This is a genomic window from Planotetraspora kaengkrachanensis (genome assembly GCF_016862895.1).
GTDB lineage: Bacteria > Actinomycetota > Actinomycetes > Streptosporangiales > Streptosporangiaceae > Planotetraspora > Planotetraspora kaengkrachanensis.
On record NZ_BONV01000006.1, the window covers coordinates 1 to 14,897 of the forward strand.

Annotated in this window: 12 protein-coding genes; 8 read left to right on the forward strand and 4 right to left on the reverse strand. The window is 68.3% G+C overall.

Going from position 1 to position 14,897, the window contains the following annotated elements; all coding sequences use genetic code 11:
• Window positions 1-299: 299 nt before the first annotated feature.
• Together Pka01_RS09885 and Pka01_RS09890 are read right to left on the reverse strand one after the other, a co-directional pair.
• Window positions 300-1,562, reverse strand: coding sequence for an aminoglycoside phosphotransferase family protein (locus Pka01_RS09885; protein WP_203882353.1), 1,263 nt, complete (start codon window positions 1,560-1,562; stop codon window positions 300-302).
• 73 nt (window positions 1,563-1,635) lie between these two features.
• Window positions 1,636-2,025 carry an ACT domain-containing protein gene (locus Pka01_RS09890; RefSeq protein ID WP_203882354.1) on the reverse strand — a complete coding sequence of 130 codons (390 nt, stop codon included), beginning with the start codon at window positions 2,023-2,025 and terminating at the stop codon, window positions 1,636-1,638.
• Window positions 2,026-2,276: 251 nt separating this feature from the next.
• Between Pka01_RS09890 and Pka01_RS09895 the strand changes: the two genes are divergently transcribed.
• The 6 genes from Pka01_RS09895 to Pka01_RS09920 all read left to right on the forward strand — a co-directional run bounded on the left by Pka01_RS09895 (window position 2,277) and on the right by Pka01_RS09920 (window position 10,844).
• A complete protein-coding gene (locus Pka01_RS09895; protein WP_203882355.1) occupies window positions 2,277-3,041 on the forward strand; it encodes a FadR/GntR family transcriptional regulator in 765 nt (254 codons plus the stop codon).
• A gap of 154 nt (window positions 3,042-3,195) precedes the next feature.
• Entirely contained in the window at window positions 3,196-6,444 is a 3,249-nt protein-coding gene (locus tag Pka01_RS09900) for a discoidin domain-containing protein (RefSeq protein WP_203882356.1), read from the forward strand.
• A gap of 43 nt (window positions 6,445-6,487) precedes the next feature.
• Window positions 6,488-7,585: an enolase C-terminal domain-like protein gene (locus tag Pka01_RS09905; RefSeq protein WP_203882357.1), complete on the forward strand. Its 1,098-nt coding sequence runs from the start codon at window positions 6,488-6,490 to the stop codon at window positions 7,583-7,585.
• 33 nt (window positions 7,586-7,618) lie between these two features.
• On the forward strand, window positions 7,619-9,007 hold the full coding sequence (locus tag Pka01_RS09910; protein WP_203882358.1) for an ABC transporter substrate-binding protein: 1,389 nt from the start codon (window positions 7,619-7,621) through the stop codon (window positions 9,005-9,007).
• A complete protein-coding gene (locus Pka01_RS09915) occupies window positions 9,004-9,942 on the forward strand; it encodes a carbohydrate ABC transporter permease (RefSeq protein ID WP_203882359.1) in 939 nt (312 codons plus the stop codon). Before Pka01_RS09910 ends, Pka01_RS09915 begins: the two co-directional genes overlap by 4 nt.
• Window positions 9,939-10,844, forward strand: coding sequence for a carbohydrate ABC transporter permease (locus Pka01_RS09920; RefSeq protein ID WP_203882360.1), 906 nt, complete (start codon window positions 9,939-9,941; stop codon window positions 10,842-10,844). The genes Pka01_RS09915 and Pka01_RS09920 overlap by 4 nt, the downstream gene beginning before the upstream one ends.
• Before the next feature lie 84 nt (window positions 10,845-10,928).
• Here the strand turns inward: Pka01_RS09920 and Pka01_RS09925 are convergent, their stop codons facing one another.
• On the reverse strand, window positions 10,929-11,894 hold the full coding sequence (locus Pka01_RS09925; protein WP_203882361.1) for a serine hydrolase domain-containing protein: 966 nt from the start codon (window positions 11,892-11,894) through the stop codon (window positions 10,929-10,931).
• A gap of 221 nt (window positions 11,895-12,115) precedes the next feature.
• Here Pka01_RS09925 and Pka01_RS09930 point away from each other — a divergent pair, with 221 nt between their 5' ends.
• Window positions 12,116-13,060: an acyl-ACP desaturase gene (locus Pka01_RS09930; protein WP_203882362.1), complete on the forward strand. Its 945-nt coding sequence runs from the start codon at window positions 12,116-12,118 to the stop codon at window positions 13,058-13,060.
• A gap of 9 nt (window positions 13,061-13,069) precedes the next feature.
• Here the strand turns inward: Pka01_RS09930 and Pka01_RS09935 are convergent, their stop codons facing one another.
• Window positions 13,070-13,642 carry a P-loop nucleotide/nucleoside kinase family protein gene (locus tag Pka01_RS09935; RefSeq protein WP_203882363.1) on the reverse strand — a complete coding sequence of 191 codons (573 nt, stop codon included), beginning with the start codon at window positions 13,640-13,642 and terminating at the stop codon, window positions 13,070-13,072.
• A gap of 108 nt (window positions 13,643-13,750) precedes the next feature.
• On the opposite strand from Pka01_RS09935, the gene Pka01_RS09940 reads away from it, so the two are divergent.
• Window positions 13,751-14,830 (forward strand): winged helix DNA-binding domain-containing protein, encoded by a 1,080-nt coding sequence (locus Pka01_RS09940; RefSeq protein ID WP_239114869.1) that lies wholly within the window; start codon window positions 13,751-13,753, stop codon window positions 14,828-14,830.
• Window positions 14,831-14,897: the final 67 nt, after the last annotated feature.

A 14,897-nucleotide genomic window follows, 5' to 3' on the forward strand; every position in this document is an offset into this window, starting at 1 on the left:
GCACCGTAACCGGTCCGCTACAGATCTCGAACAGAATTTCTATCCGTTCGCTGTGGGCGAGCACGCCGCACGACGTACGAGCGAACATGACCGAGTCGGGATCGCCCGGCCGGGCCGTACACGGGCCACAACGGATCCATGTCAGCGGGCGCGGCGACTACGCAGACGGGGACCGGCCGCCGTATCGGGGCGGCCTATACATGCGGCTGTATGCGCTCAACGTCAGTGCCTGTACACCGCGATCTCGTGTGGCGACCGTTGCCCATCTGATTCACGGGCGGAGGCATCTCCTCCGCCGGTCAGCCGGCCTCTCCGCGTGCACAGCGGAGTGCCTCACGGATGACCGTGACGGGATCGTCGAGGTGATAGATCCTCTCGGAGGGTTCGATGCCGTCCAGGAACTCCTGATAGCGCACCGCGTACACGAGATGGCCGAGCGGCTCACCGATGGTCAGCGCGCGGGCGGGATCGCAGCCGGGAACCCGGGACGTCCAGGCGTCGATCCACGCGCGGGTGGCGACGGGCCGCTTCTCGGCGGGCAGGAAGTCACGGACCCGCAGGCCGTCCAGCACCGGATTGCCGAGATACGCGTCGGCGAAGTCCATCACGACCGGAGGGCCACCGTCGCTGCGCCAGTTTCCCGGGTGGAAGTCGCCGTGCACGATCGTGTCGGGCAGTCCGCACTCGTCCAGCAGCGGCCACCGTTCGACCAGGCCACGTGCGATTCGCAACTCGTCGGAGGTCAGCTCACGGGCGACCGCGCCGTCGAGAAGCGCGCGCACCTGGTCGACGATGACGGGCGTGCGCCGGTCGCGCAAACCGGCCGGGAGCCCGTCCGCCTGCCCGGCCTGCCCGGCGTGCCCGGTGAGCCCGGCGCGCTCGGCCGATTCGTCCAGTTCGGCCAGCGCGGCCTGTGCGGCGACGAGACGGTCGACGGCGCTGATGATCGTCTCGGGGGAGGCCTGCCAGCAGTCCTCGCCGGGCAGGTGCTCCAGCAGGACCCGCCCCCCGCCGGCGGCTATGACCGCCGGGACGAGGCCCGGGTCCGCGCGGGCGAAGGCGGCGATCACGTCGGCCTCGTCCGCGGCGAAGTGCGGTGTCGTCTTCAGCCAGACCGGGCCCTGCGCGGTCGGCAAGCGGAACAGCCCGGCGAGATTCCACGTCTTGTACTGCTCGACCGGCCCCGTGACCGGTCGGCCCGCCGCTACCAGAGCGTCCGATGCCCAGCCGAGGGCCTCCCGCACCCCCTCGATCGCGGCCCACGGCGAACGCAGATCCTCCGGGCTCGTGAGGACGGCGTGATCGACGGGCGACGGGTCCAGCAACCCCGCTGCCGGCCGTTCCAGCACTTCGACGTGGTACGTGACATGTCCGCCGCGGCCGCCTTCCCCTCCGTCGACGTGCAGCAGTCGCAGCACGAAGACCGGGACCCCCAGCACGCGGCGCACGTGCGCGACGACCGGCTCCACCTGCGACCACCAGGGGACGCTCACCGGGAACGGCCCGAGCACGCCGAGCCACTCCTCGTCCGCGGTCACCCAGGCGGTGACGGTCCGTTCCATCCCGCCAGTCTGAACGGCCCCCGGCGGGCGGGCGACCCATTATTCGGGGGAGCCATCTCATTCGGGGGAGCCGTCAGACGTCGGCCCTTCGCAGGTGTTTGGTGTCCACCCGATGGCCTGCCTGCTCCAGGACGGTGACGGCCTCCTCGATACGCGGCTCGGGCACCAGGACCAGATCGGCGTGGAACGTCGAGGCGACGAACACGGGGACGTCCGCCTCGGCCAGTGGTCCAACGACCGCCGCCAGCGTGCCCGAGACGTTCAGTCCCTGTGCCTCGCCGTACAGGCCGATCCACCGTTCGCCTGAGCCCGTCGGCCAGGTCTCGCGTACGACGGTGAGGCCCTCCGGGGCGCGGACGAGCGCGATCCAGTCGTCGTCCTCGGGGAATGTGGCCTGCGGCAGATGCTGGACCACGAACACGGACGGCACGACGCCCAGGTGCTGGGCAGCGGGTGAACTCATGGACGGTGTGTACCACAGACGCCGAACTTCCAGGATTTCTGCAGTCCACGCCAGCTGCGATCGTCTGGGGCCGCGGCCCTGCCGCTCATAGATCTGATTAATCCGCGTCTGGTATGTACGGATATAAGCATATTTATCCGATCTAACGAGGCGAAGTTTCAGATAATTGGCAAAACCTTCTTCTATTCGTCCGAGACTTGGGTGCATACTCTCCTCCGATAGAACAGATCTATCCGTGTGAGGAGTGGGCGATGGCGGCAGGCGCGGGCAAACTCGGCGATGAGCGTGGTGACCCCGACCGTTACCGTCCCGGCTATGAGCTGGTCGCGGAGCAGTTGCTGGCGTACATGGCCGAACACGAACTGCGGCCCGGTGACCGGCTTCCCACGGAGAAGGGGCTCGCCGAGATCCTCGGTGCGACCCGCAATGTGACGAGAGAAGCGGTCAAGGTCCTCGCCGCGATCGGCAGGCTCAGTGTGCGTAAGGGGGCCGGCATCTTCGTCGCGTCCTCAGGGGCGCCCACCGGGCTGACCGATGAGGGGCTGGGGTATTTCCAGCCCACCGACCTGCAGCAAGTGGTGATGCTCCTGGACTACCGCCAGTTGATAGAGGGCGAGACCGCCCGGCGCGCGGCGACCCTCGCCACGCCGATCCAGGTGCGTTCGCTCCGCGGTCACGCCGAGCAGTCCGCCGTGGCCGCGGGCCAGGCCGACGCCAAGGGCTTCGCCGATGCGGACGCGCTCTTCCATGACGCGGTCGGCGCCGCCGCGCAGAACGTCTTCCTCCAAGCCGCCGTCACCAACATCCGCCGGTTCGCGATGCAGTCAGACGTGCTTCTGTTCCACGGCGAGGCGCCCGGATCGCTCGAAGTGGCCGGGGCGCAGCACATCGGCATCGCCGACGCCATCGCGGACGGTGACTCCGAGACCGCCGCGAAGCTGATGATCGCTCACGTTGAGACCACGCGTGACCAGTTCGAACGCCGGATCCGCGACCGCCTGGTCACCCGCACATAACCCGGATCCCCTGGGATCATCCACGCCGTTCCATCCGGCTCAGTTCCGTCCTCCGTCTTGGGTGACGGCCGCCTGATCACCCCTCCTGTTCCCGCATGCGTCCGATTGGGAATTCATGTCGAGATTATCCGCGTCACTTCGTGCTGCCCGCAGAGTGTTCACCGCGGCGGCCGGGCTCGCGCTCGCCGTCACTACGCTGGTGCCCGCGGGTGCCGCGTCGGCCGAGCAAGCGCATTCAGCGGACGTCACCCTCTACGTCTCGCCCGTCACCGGCCGGGACGGCAACCCCGGCACCAAGGCCAGGCCGTTCAAGACACTCGAAGGTGCCAGGGACCACGTCCGGAGCATCTCGCGGAAGGCGCGCGGTGACATCGACGTCGTGCTGGCCGACGGAACCTATCCGCTCACCCGCACCTTCACGCTGACCAGCGCCGACTCGGGCCGGAACGGCCACCGGACCACCTACAGGGCCGCGCCCGGCGCCCACCCGGTGATCAGCGGAGGCACTCAGGTGCGCGGATGGGCGTTGTCGGATCCGGCGCGCAACATCTACAAGGCCCATGTCGGCGACATCGACACGCGCCAGCTGTACGTCGACGGCGAGTTGGAGACGCGCGCCCGTGACCGCGACAACCCGCCGGGCTTCTCGAAGACCGCGACCGGATACGCGATCATCGACCAGAGCCTGCAGCACCTGAAGAACCAGCAGTACATCGAGGTCGACAGCCGCTGGGGCTGGATGCACTACCGCTGCCCGGTGCAGAGCATCACCGCCACGGCGATGACGATGCAGCAGCAGTGCTGGCACAACGCCAACCTGCATGAAGGCCAGGAGATCCAGACCCCGAGCTGGCTGGAGAACGCCTACGAGTTCCTGGACACCCCGGGCGAGTGGTATCTCGACAAGACCACTGGCGACCTCTACTACATGCCGAAGCCGGGCCAGGACCTGGCCACCGCGACGGTGACCGTACCCCGGGTGCAGGATCTGGTCGACCTGAACGGCGACATCGACGACCCCGTGCGGAACATCGGCTTCGAAGGGATCACCTTCTCCTACGCGACCTGGCTCGAGCCCAGCGGGCCGGACGGCATGGTCGAGGGACAGGCCGGCTTCCGCATCACGGGAACCGACAATCCGAACTTCGACTCGACCCGGCTCAAGTGGGTCAAGACACCCGGCGCGGTCAACGTCACCTACGGCCACGACGTCGAGTTCACGGACAACACCTTCACGCACCTCGGCGCGGTCGGGCTGAACCTCAACACCGGCACCCAGGGCACGCTGATCAACGGCAACGTGTTCAAGGAGATCGCGGGAACCGGCCTGCAGGTCGGCGGCACCGACGTGATCGACGCGCACCCCGACGACCCGCGGTCCATCACCAAGGACAACACGGTCACCAACAACGTCGTGACGAACGTGGCCGACCAGTACGGAGGCTCCCTCGGCATCTTCGCCGGCTACACCGATCACACGGTGATCAGCCACAACAAGATCTACGACCTGCCCTACAGCGGGATCTCGCTCGGCTGGGGCTGGGGCCTGACCGACAAGGGCGGCGACACCAACTACCCGGGCAACTCCGGCGTGCCGATCTGGGACACCCCCACGACGGCGAAGAACAACGTCATCACGGACAACCGGATCTACGACATCATGAAGCGCCAGGCCGACGGCGGGGCGATCTACACGCTGAGCTCCAACCCGAACAGCGTGGTGTCGGGCAACTACATCTCCGGCGTGCCGTCGCCCGCCTACGGGGCGATCTATCACGACGAGGGCAGCCGCTACTTCCACACGACGCGGAACGCGTTCTGCGACGTGGCCTTCCAGTGGATGCTCATGAACCACGGCCTGAACATCGACGCCGAGTACAACTTCACCACGCAGCCCCAGTATTCGACCCAGTTCAACACCCTCGACTCGACGGTCGCCGACAACACGACGGTCGACGGCTGTCAGCAGTTGCCCGCCTCCATCGTGGACAACGCCGGCCTGGAACCGCAGTACCGTCACCTCGACCCGGACCAGCCGTCCGGCGACCGCTCCGCTCCGTCGGCGCCCAGCAAGCCTTCCGTGGTGACCGCCTTCCCCACGGTGGCCGACCTGAGCTGGGCCGCGTCGACGGACGACACCGGCGTCACCGGTTACTCCGTCTACCGCGACGGCAAGCTCGTCAGCGCCTCGAAGAACCCGCAGACGCGCGTCACCGGCCTGACCGCGGGACAGAAGTACACCTTCACCGTGACGGCGCGCGACGCGGCGGGCAACGAGTCCCGCAAGAGCCGGGCGATCACCGTGACGATGCCCGCGGGGACCGATCTGGCGCTGCACAAGCCGGTGACCGTCTCGTCGTACTCGGAGCCCAACGTGCCGGACCTGGCCGTCGACGGTGACCTGTCGACCCGGTGGGCACAGGGCCTCGGACTGCCCGACCCGTCATGGATCCAGGTCGACCTCGGTGCGCAGCACGACATCAGCGGCGTGATCACCACCTTCGAGAAGCAGAGCGGGTACAAGTACCGGCTCGAGGCCTCGACCGATCAGAGCCGCTGGGTGACGATCGACGATCACACCGCCGCGAGCACGACCACCTCGGCCGATTACACGTCGCTCACGCAACCGATCGCCGGGCGTTACGTACGCCTGACCGTCACCGGTTCCAACTGGAACGGCGGCAGCATCTACGAGTTGCAGGTTTACGGGACGCCCCTGCCGTCGGGTGCCGACACGCAGGCCCCGGTCCTGTCGGGGAAGCCGACGGCGAACGTGCTCCTGCCGGGCACGCTCGACCTCAGCTGGCCCGGCGCCACCGACGACGCGGGCATCGCGGGCTACACCGTCACCCAGGACGGCAAGCAGATCGCGCTGACCGGGCAGGCGACGCTGCGCGTCTCCGGGCTCGCCCCCGCGACGCCGTACACGTTCTCGGTCATCGCGCGCGACGCGGCAGGCAACGAGTCGGCGCCGATCCTGCTGACGCTGACCACACCGGCGGACGACGACCTGGCCCTGCACAAGCCGGTGACCGTGTCGTCGTACTCGGAGCCGAACGTTCCTTCGCTGGCCGTCGATGGTGACCTGTCGACCCGGTGGGCGCAGGGCCTCGGACTGCCCGACCCGTCGTGGATCCAGGTCGACCTCGGTCAGGCCACCTCCGTGAAGAGCATCGTGACGACGTTCGAGCTGACCAACGGTTACAAGTACCGGCTCGAGTACTCGGTCGACGGGACGGCGTGGTCGACGTTCGACGACCACACGGCCGTGGCCACCACGGAACGGGTGAACACCGCGTTCGCCCCGGCCCCCGTGCAGGCGCGTTATGTACGGCTGACCGTCACCGGTTCGAACTGGAACGGCGGCAGCATCTATGAGCTTCAGGTCTACGGCAGCTTCTGAAGCCCACCCGGGGCGAACGGCGCCCCTTGAACAGAGAGTCAGTATGAAGATCACACATGTTGAGGTCCACCGGATCCATGTCCCCGCGGCCGACCCGCCGTTCCGCTGGCGGCACGGGCTGGGCGGCAGCGCCCCCGCGGGCGAAGGTGCGGTCCTGCGCATCGGCACCGACGAGGGCGCGGAGGGCGTCGCCCTGTTCGCCCGCCCGGGCGCGGCGGTCATGCTCGACGACCTGGCGGACCGCGTGTTCCGCGAGGAGCTGATCGGGCAGGACCCGTTCCAGCGTGAGTGGCTGTGGCACCGGGTGTGGGAGTTGGACCGGATCCAGGAGCTGCCGCTGCCGACTCTCGGTCTGATCGACATCGCCTTGTGGGACCTGGCCGGCCGGGTGGGCGGGCAGCCCACCTGGCAGGTGCTCGGCGGGTTCCGGACGGAGATCCCGGCGTACGCGTCGACGTCGACTTTCGCGACCACCGAAGAGTTCCTCGACGTCGCCGATCAGTGCCTCGAACTCGGATACCGGGGCATCAAGCTGCACGCCTGGGGCGACGCCGCCCGGGACGCGGCGCTGTGTGTGGCGCTTCGTGAGCACGTCGGACCGGATGTTCCGCTGATGTACGACGGTTCGGCCGGCTTCGACCTGCCGGATGCGATCCGGCTCGGTCGTGCGCTCAGCGAGGCGGACTACCTCTGGTACGAGGAGCCGATGCGCGAGTTCAGCATCACCGCGTACCGGCAACTGGCCGAAGCTGTGGACGTCCCCCTGCTGGTGGCCGAGACCTCCGACGGTGCGCACATGAACTCCGCCGACTTCATCAAGGCGGGCGCGGCGACGTTCGGAGTGCGCACGAGCACGACGCTGCGCGGCGGCATCACCGGCGCGATGCGCACGGCCCACCTGGCCGACGCATACCGGATCCGCGCAGAGGTGCACGGTTCGGACATCCCGAACCACCACCTGTGCATGGCGATCTCGAACACCACCTATTACGAGTCGCTCGTGACCGCGCGCACCGTGGTGCGAGAGCGGCACGTCGACGCCGCGGGGCTGGTGCACGCTCCGCAGGGGCCGGGCATCGCCCTGCCCGCCACCCTCGACTACGGGCCTGAGCTGCGGCGATTCGTCGAGCCGGGCGCCTGACCTCCCCCGTAAGACCCAGAAAGGCGGCCCCCAATGAAGTCACCCGAGTCATCGAAGCCGAGCGCGCGGCGCCTCCGGTCGCGCAGCGCCTTGGCACTGCTGTCGCTGGCCACCGCCGCGGTTCTCGCCGGCTGTGCCAGCGCCGAGCAGTCGACCCCCGCGGCCAGTGCGTCACCTGCCGGTTTCCAGCCCGTCGCGCAGACCGACGGCTCGCAGATCACGGTATGGGCGGACTCGACCCGGCTCCCCGCCGTGCAGCAGTACCAGAAGTCGCACCCCGCGGTGAAGATGGACATCGTCACCTACGACGGCAGTGCGAACGGTTCGACCTACCTGCAGACCAAGGTTCAACTGTTCGACCGGACCGGAAACGGCTGGCCGGACGTCGTCTTCGGCAGCCCGACGGACGTCACGTGGGCCTCCCGGCCGACCGGCCCGTCGGCCACGGCCTTCGCCGCCCCGCTGGACCAGAACCTCGTGCCGAAACAGACGCTCGACGGCTTCGCGAAGGGTTCGCTCGAACCGTGCCAGGCGAACGGCCACACCTACTGCATGCGTAACGACATCGCGCAGGTCGTGCTCTGGTACAACAAGGCGCTGATGGACAGGTTCGGCTATGAGGTGCCCACCACCTGGGAGCAGTACGAGGCGCTGGGTGAGAAGGTCGCGAAGGAACACCCCGGCTACCTGGTCGGCTCGATCGGAGACACGAACTCGCAGGAGTCCTACTTCTGGTCGAGTAAGTGCCCGGCGTTCAACCTCGTGGGCCCGGACACGCTCAAGGTCGATCTGGCTGACGCGAACTGCACCCGGATGGCGACCCTGCTCGACAAGCTGATCGCCGCCAAGGCGGTGACCACGCAGGGTTTCTTCAGCCAGGGCTTCGCGAAGGAGGGCGGCGGCAAGGTCCTGATGGCCAACGGCCCGTCCTGGTACGGGCAGTACCTGTTCAACTCCGCCTTCAAGGTGCCGGCCGGGCAGATCGCCGCGGCGGCACCGCTGACCTGGGAAGGGGAAAGCGACGGGGCCACCGGCAACGTGGGCGGCGGGGTCTGGATGGTGTCCTCGCACAGCAAGAACCTGAAGGCGTCAACCGACCTGGTCACCTGGCTCACCACCTCGGATGAGAACCAGGCGAACGCGCCGACGTACCCGGCCTACGTCCCGGCGGCGAAGGCGTGGCTGGCGAACCCGGTCAACAAGGAGTACTTCGCGACCGACATCGGCGACGTCTTCCAGAAGGCGGCCGACCTGGTCTGGACGGGCTGGTCGAACACGAGGTTCAGCGACGCCACCGCCTGGTCGAGCGTGGTGCTGCCGGCGTTGACCGAGGGCAAGACTCTCAGCGAGACGCTCCCGCAGTGGCAGACGGCGATCATCGACGAGGCGAAGTCCGTCGGGTACACGATTGCGGCCAAATGACCAAGGTGATCACCGGGCGCGAAGCTGTGCCCTCCGCCATGCCGGTTCCCCGTCGCGCCACCGCGCGGCGGGGAACCGGCCTGGCCGGTTACCTGTTCGTCTCCGGCTACGCGATCCTTCTGCTGGCCTTCGGGGTCTTCCCCACGGTGTACGCGTTCTTCCTCGCGCTGACCAATGACCGAGGCCAGTTCACCGGGTTGAACCAGTTCGTCAAGGTGGCGCAGGACTACCGGTTCGGGCCCGCCTTCCTCAACATCCTGCTGTACCTGGTCATGTGGCTGCTGTCGCTGGTGGTGCTGACGGTCGTCGTGGCGGTGGTGCTGCGCGGCCGGATGAGGCCGAGGCTTTCCGCGATCTTTCGATTCCTGTACTACCTGCCGGGTGCGCTCGCCGGAGTGGCGAGCGTGCTCGTGTGGCTGTTCATGCTCGACCCCGCGGTCAGCCCGGTGTCGTGGCTGCTGAGAACCATGGGCTTCGACAACTTCGCCGCGGTGTTGTCGCCGGGAGATCTGCCGGTGATTCTCGTGCTGATCGCATTCTGGACCGGCGCCGGTGGCTGGATCGTGGTGATGTACGGCGCGCTGAACAACATCCCCGACGAGGTGCTTGAGGCGGCCCGGACGGACGGCGCCGGCCCATGGAAGACGGCGTGGCACATCCAGATTCCGATGATCCGCAAGTGGATCGCGTACATGGCCATTCTCGCCTTCGCCGCCGGCACGCAACTGTTCGTCGAGCCGCAGCTGCTCCAGACGGCGAGCCTCGGCCGGGTCAGTCCGACGTGGTCGCCCAACCAGCTCGCCTACGTCTACGCGTTCCAGCACGGCGACTTCAACGGTGCCGCCGCGATCTCCATCTTCCTGCTTGCGCTCGGGCTGATCTGTGCCGCGCTGCTGGTGACCCGCTCCGACCTGTTCAAGGTGGACGAATCATGACGAACACCTCTCCCGTATCGGCGGCCCGGCGCCGCCGGTCGTCGTTGGTGCCGAACCTCATCGTGATCGTGCTGTTCGCGGCGCTGCTGCTGTTCTTCATCGTGCCGGTGATCTGGCTGCTGCTCGCCCCGACGAAGACGGCGAGCGAGTTGATCCACGATGGTCCGCTGTCGTTCGGGTCGCTGGCCGATCTCAGTGCGGCCTGGCGGCACCTGATCGCCTTCCAGGATCATGCGCTGTTGGTGTGGCTCCGCAACTCCGCGGTCTACTCCATCGGGGCGCTCGTCCTCACCATGGCCACCAGCATTCCCGCCGGATACGCGCTGGCGCTGACAAGGTTCCGCGGGCGGAAGACCCTGCTCGCGATCACGCTCGTGGTGATGATCATGCCGTCGGCGAGCCTGGTGCTGCCGATCTTCCTCGAGCTCAACGAGCTGGGGCTGATCGGCACGGTCTGGTCGGTCATCCTGCCGTTCTCGTTCTACCCCTTCGGCGTCTACCTGGTGTACATCTACTTCGCGACGAGTCTGCCGAGGGAGATCCTGGACGCGGCGCGTATCGACGGATCTTCGGAATGGCGGCTGTTCACCCGGATCGCGCTGCCGCTGGCGAAACCGGTCGCCGCGCTCGTCGCGTTCTTCAGCTTCGTCGGGAACTGGAACAACTTCTTCCTTCCATACCTGGTGTTGCCGAACAGCGACCAGTTCCCGATCCAGGTCGGGCTGAACCAGCTGCTGTCGTCCACTCCGTCGTTCAACCCCGTGGCGGGCGCCGGCCTGAACATCACGAGCCCGGAACTGGCGCTGGCGATCATCATCGCCATCGTGCCGGTCCTGGTCCTCTTCCTGTTCTCGCAGCGCGCTCTGGTCTCCGGCATGCTCGCGGGTTCCACCAAGGGATGACCCGGAAGAGGGGTCGGGCCGTTCACGGATGCATCGCGGACGTACGATCGCCGCGCTCGCGGTGTCGTCATCTTGTTCGGTGCTTCAGCGCTCGATGCCTTTCAGGATCACCTCGTCGAGCACGATCGAGGCGGTCGGCTGATCTGACCTGTCGTACTGCCCGGCCGTGACGGCGACCACGAGGTCCAGGATCGGCGACACGTAGACGCGCTGGCCGCCGTTGCCGAACCCGCCGATCCACGTGTCGCCCACGTACCACTGGTAGCCGTAGTGGAAGCCCTCGCCGATCCGCACGTGCGGGCGCAGCGTCGTCGCCAGCCAGGAGCCGGGCACGATGTCGCGGCCACCTTCGAGCACGAGCCGCCCGATCGTGAGGAGGCCGTGAGGGGTGAGCCGCAGCCCGGAGGCGGCCACGGCCACCCCGTCCGCGCCGGTCGACCACTCCGAGCACGTGATCCCGAGCGGCTCGAAGAGCCTGGTGCGCGCGTAGTCCTCCAGCGCCAGTCCGGTGCCCTTCTCGATGAGCCGCGCCACCAGCGCCGAGGCGCCGCCGCAGTAGGACCATCGGGTGCCGGGCTCGTCCACGATCCGCTGCCCCAGGACGTGGCGCCAGCGGTCGGGGGCGAGTTCCATCGCGATCTCGCTGTTGGCCGCACTCGTGTACGGGACGTCCTCGTTCCACTCCAGCCCGAGCGTCATCGTGAGCGCGTGCTCGACGGTCAACGCCGCGCGCCGGGGGTCCTCCGCGAGGTCCGGATACTCGGCGAAGTGCCGCAGCAGCGGCTCGTGCGGCTCCGGCACCCGGCCGTCGGCCAGGGCGATGCCGTACAGGAGGCCGACGACGCTCTTGGTGACCGAGCGCATGTCGTGGAGCGTGTCCGGTGTGAAGCGCACATGGCCGAGAGGCTCGTTCAGTTTGAAGTCCGCCCCTTCGCCGTAGTGCTCGAGGACCACCTGTCCGTGATGGAGGGCGACCACGGCGTGGAGGTCGGGTACTCGATTCCGTTCGACGGTCAGGGCGAGGAGGTCGGCGAGGGGATGGATGCTCATGGTCCTCTTCTACGGCCTGCCACCGTGTCAGGGCCAACCGGCCGGACGGGCGCGGCGACCCGATGGAACTCCTGCGGGACGCCCGTTCGTCTTTCTCGACGATCGAGGTGGCGCGCCGGCAAGCGGATGGGGACGGAGGGTGAGTGCCGGGATCGGCCCGCTACGCTAACCTACGCAAGCGTAGGTTACGAGACCGTAGGTTGCAGATCCGGAGGCCTTACATGCCGAGCACGTCTCGCCCGCTCACCCAGACGGAGCTTCTCATCGAGCTTGAACCCGTGGTCGGGCGAGAGCTGGACCGGCACCTCGCAGTGGCCAAGGAGTGGTTCCCCCACGAGTACGTCCCATGGAGTGAGGGCCGGACGTTCGACGGGATCCTGGACGGCGAGGCGTGGTCGCCGGAGGACTCCGCGATTCCCGAACCGGCTCGTGTCTCGCTCGTCGTCAACCTCCTGACCGAGGACAACCTGCCGAGCTACCACCATGAGATCGCCACGACGTTCGGTAGGGACGGCGCGTGGGGCACCTGGGTGCACCGGTGGACGGCGGAGGAGGGCCGGCACGGGGTCGCCATCCGCGACTACCTCACCGTCTCCCGGGCCGTCGATCCGGTCGCACTGGAGCGGGCCAGGATGACCCACATGCAGAACGGCTTCGCGACGGAGTACGAGGGCATGCTGCGGCAGTTGGCCTACGTCTCCTTCCAGGAGCTGGCCACCCGCGTCGCCCACCGGAACACCGGGAAGGTATCGGGCGACCCGGTCTGCGAGAGGTTGCTCTCACGGGTCGCCGCCGACGAGAACCTGCACATGCTCTTCTACCGGAACCTCCTCGCCGCCGCGTTCGAACTGGCCCCGTCGCAGACCATGCGCGCCGTCACCGATGTGGTGACCTCGTTCCAGATGCCGGGCCAGGGCATCGAGGGCTTCGCCCGCAAGTCCGTGACGATCGCCATGGCGGGCATCTACGACCTCCGCCAGCACTGCGACGAGGTCCTGGCGCCGGTGCTGCGGCAGTGGAGGACCTTCGAGATCGAAGGTCTCGACGCCGAGGGTGAGCAGGCTCGCGGGGAGTTGTCGGCCTTCCTCGACAAGCTCGAAGTGGCCGCGACCCGCTTCGAGGAACGACGGGACGCCCGGCGGGCGAAGTCGGAAGCGGCGGTGTAGCCGAAGCCACTACGACTCTTCCGGATCGGTCCCGGGCCGCGTGGCGAAGGACACGACATCTTCGATGCACGGGTCGTAGCCGTCGGTCGTGTCCACGGCCAATGTCGGGACAGGCAGAGAGATGGGGACCCACGATTCGATCGGGCGCTCACCGTCGGCGATGGCCCGGAGCAGGTCCTGATCGGCGTGCGCGGCCCGGTGCACCTCCTGTGCGGCGCGGAGGGCGATCCGTTCATGGGCGACGTCCGCGCCGACCGTGCAGCGGATGACCCGGATCGCCGCGACCTCGGCGAGAGGCGTCAGGTTCGGCCGCCACAGCTTGTCCTGAAAAGCCGCCTCGGCGACCACGGTCACGCCTGCGCGCAACAGGGTCGACAGGACGTCGAAGAACACCGTGAGCGTCCGCAGGTTCAGCGGGTCGCCGGTGGTGGGCTCGAATCCGGGGGTGGCGTGCGCCATCCCCTGCTTGATCTCGTCGCGGCAGACGGCCGGGCAGCCGACCGACCGGGCGATCTCATGCGCGAGTGTGGTCTTCCCGCTGCCCGGGGGACCGCTCACCACGATCAGCGTGGGCGACGTCACCGCCGCACTCTCGCACTCCGGCGGCCTCCGGGGAAGCCCGGGCCCGTGTCCGCCACTTCCGCGGCCGCTCGTCCGCCGAATGTCGTACGCCTGATGTAGTCATGGAACGTGAGCGTTTCCCTGACCTGGCCGCAGGTCCTCGCCTGGCGGCTCGAGCGTCAGTTCGCGGGCGGCACCGGCTCCGACGCCGTGTCCGTCGTGCGCAGGCTCTGCGGCGTGCAGAGCCAGGTGGCCTCGTCGGCCGAGCTGGCGGTAGCCGTACGGCAGGCCGATCCGCGGCCGGGCGAGATCGAGACCGCCCTCTGGCGGGACGGCACGCTCCGCAAGACATGGCTCATGCGGGGCACCCTGCACCTGGTGCCCGCCGACGAATTACCGATCTATTGCGGCGCACTCCGGTCCCTGCGGTTCTGGGAGACGGGAGTGTGGCAGCGCGGCCACGGCGTCACCGCCGCCGAGATCGGCGCGATCATCGAGACGGTTCCGCAGGTGCTGGCGGATCGGGCTCTGACGCGTGACGAGCTGGTCGAGGCGATCATCGAGTCCACCGGCGACGCCCACCTGAGGGAGGCGCTGACCTCCGGCTGGGGGATGTTGCTCAAGCCGTTGAGCTTCCTCGGCGAGCTCTGCTACGGCCCGCCGCGCGAGGGCCGGGTCACTTTCATGGCGCCGGGCATCGTGCCGCTTCCCACGGAGGAGGCGGGCCCCCTGCTGGTGCGGTCCTTCCTCGGCGCCCACGGGCCGGCCACGCCCGAGATGTTCGACGCCTGGCTGTTCCGCGGCAAGACCCGCAAGGCCGTGCTGCGCGGCTGGTTCCGTGATCTCGGCGACGACGTCACCGAGGTGGAGGTCGAGGGGCGTCCGATGCTCGCGCTCACCGAGCAGGCCGGCGCGCCGGCCGCCACTGGCCCGTCCGACGAGGTTCACCTTCTCCCGGGGTTCGACCAATACATTATGGGCGCGCCACGCGACCTCGAGCCGCTGCTGCCGCGGGCGGCGAAGGCCAAGGTCAGTCGAGCCGCAGGCTGGATCTCTCCCGTGGTCGTCTTCCAGGGGCGGGTCGCCGGGGTGTGGGAGGCCAAGGGAGGCGAGATAGTCCACGAGCTGTTCGAAGACGTGCCGACCGCAGCGCTGGCCCGTGAGACGAGCCGCGTCGCGGCCCTGAGGCCGCACGGTGACCCGCGGTGACCCGCGGGACCACTGAGCCGGCCGCGAGGCCGACGGGAGGCGGCGGTGGAGCCTTCCGGTGGAGTTT

Coding starts and splice junctions, on each gene's coding strand:
- Pka01_RS09925 (WP_203882361.1), bottom strand. CDS start 11,894: ATGAGCATCCATCCCCTCGCCGACCTCCTCGCCCTGACCGTCGAACGG.
- Pka01_RS09915 (WP_203882359.1), top strand. CDS start 9,004: ATGACCAAGGTGATCACCGGGCGCGAAGCTGTGCCCTCCGCCATGCCG.
- Pka01_RS09910 (WP_203882358.1), top strand. CDS start 7,619: ATGAAGTCACCCGAGTCATCGAAGCCGAGCGCGCGGCGCCTCCGGTCG.
- Pka01_RS09920 (WP_203882360.1), top strand. CDS start 9,939: ATGACGAACACCTCTCCCGTATCGGCGGCCCGGCGCCGCCGGTCGTCG.
- Pka01_RS09890 (WP_203882354.1), bottom strand. CDS start 2,025: ATGAGTTCACCCGCTGCCCAGCACCTGGGCGTCGTGCCGTCCGTGTTC.
- Pka01_RS09885 (WP_203882353.1), bottom strand. CDS start 1,562: ATGGAACGGACCGTCACCGCCTGGGTGACCGCGGACGAGGAGTGGCTC.
- Pka01_RS09930 (WP_203882362.1), top strand. CDS start 12,116: ATGCCGAGCACGTCTCGCCCGCTCACCCAGACGGAGCTTCTCATCGAG.
- Pka01_RS09895 (WP_203882355.1), top strand. CDS start 2,277: ATGGCGGCAGGCGCGGGCAAACTCGGCGATGAGCGTGGTGACCCCGAC.
- Pka01_RS09905 (WP_203882357.1), top strand. CDS start 6,488: ATGAAGATCACACATGTTGAGGTCCACCGGATCCATGTCCCCGCGGCC.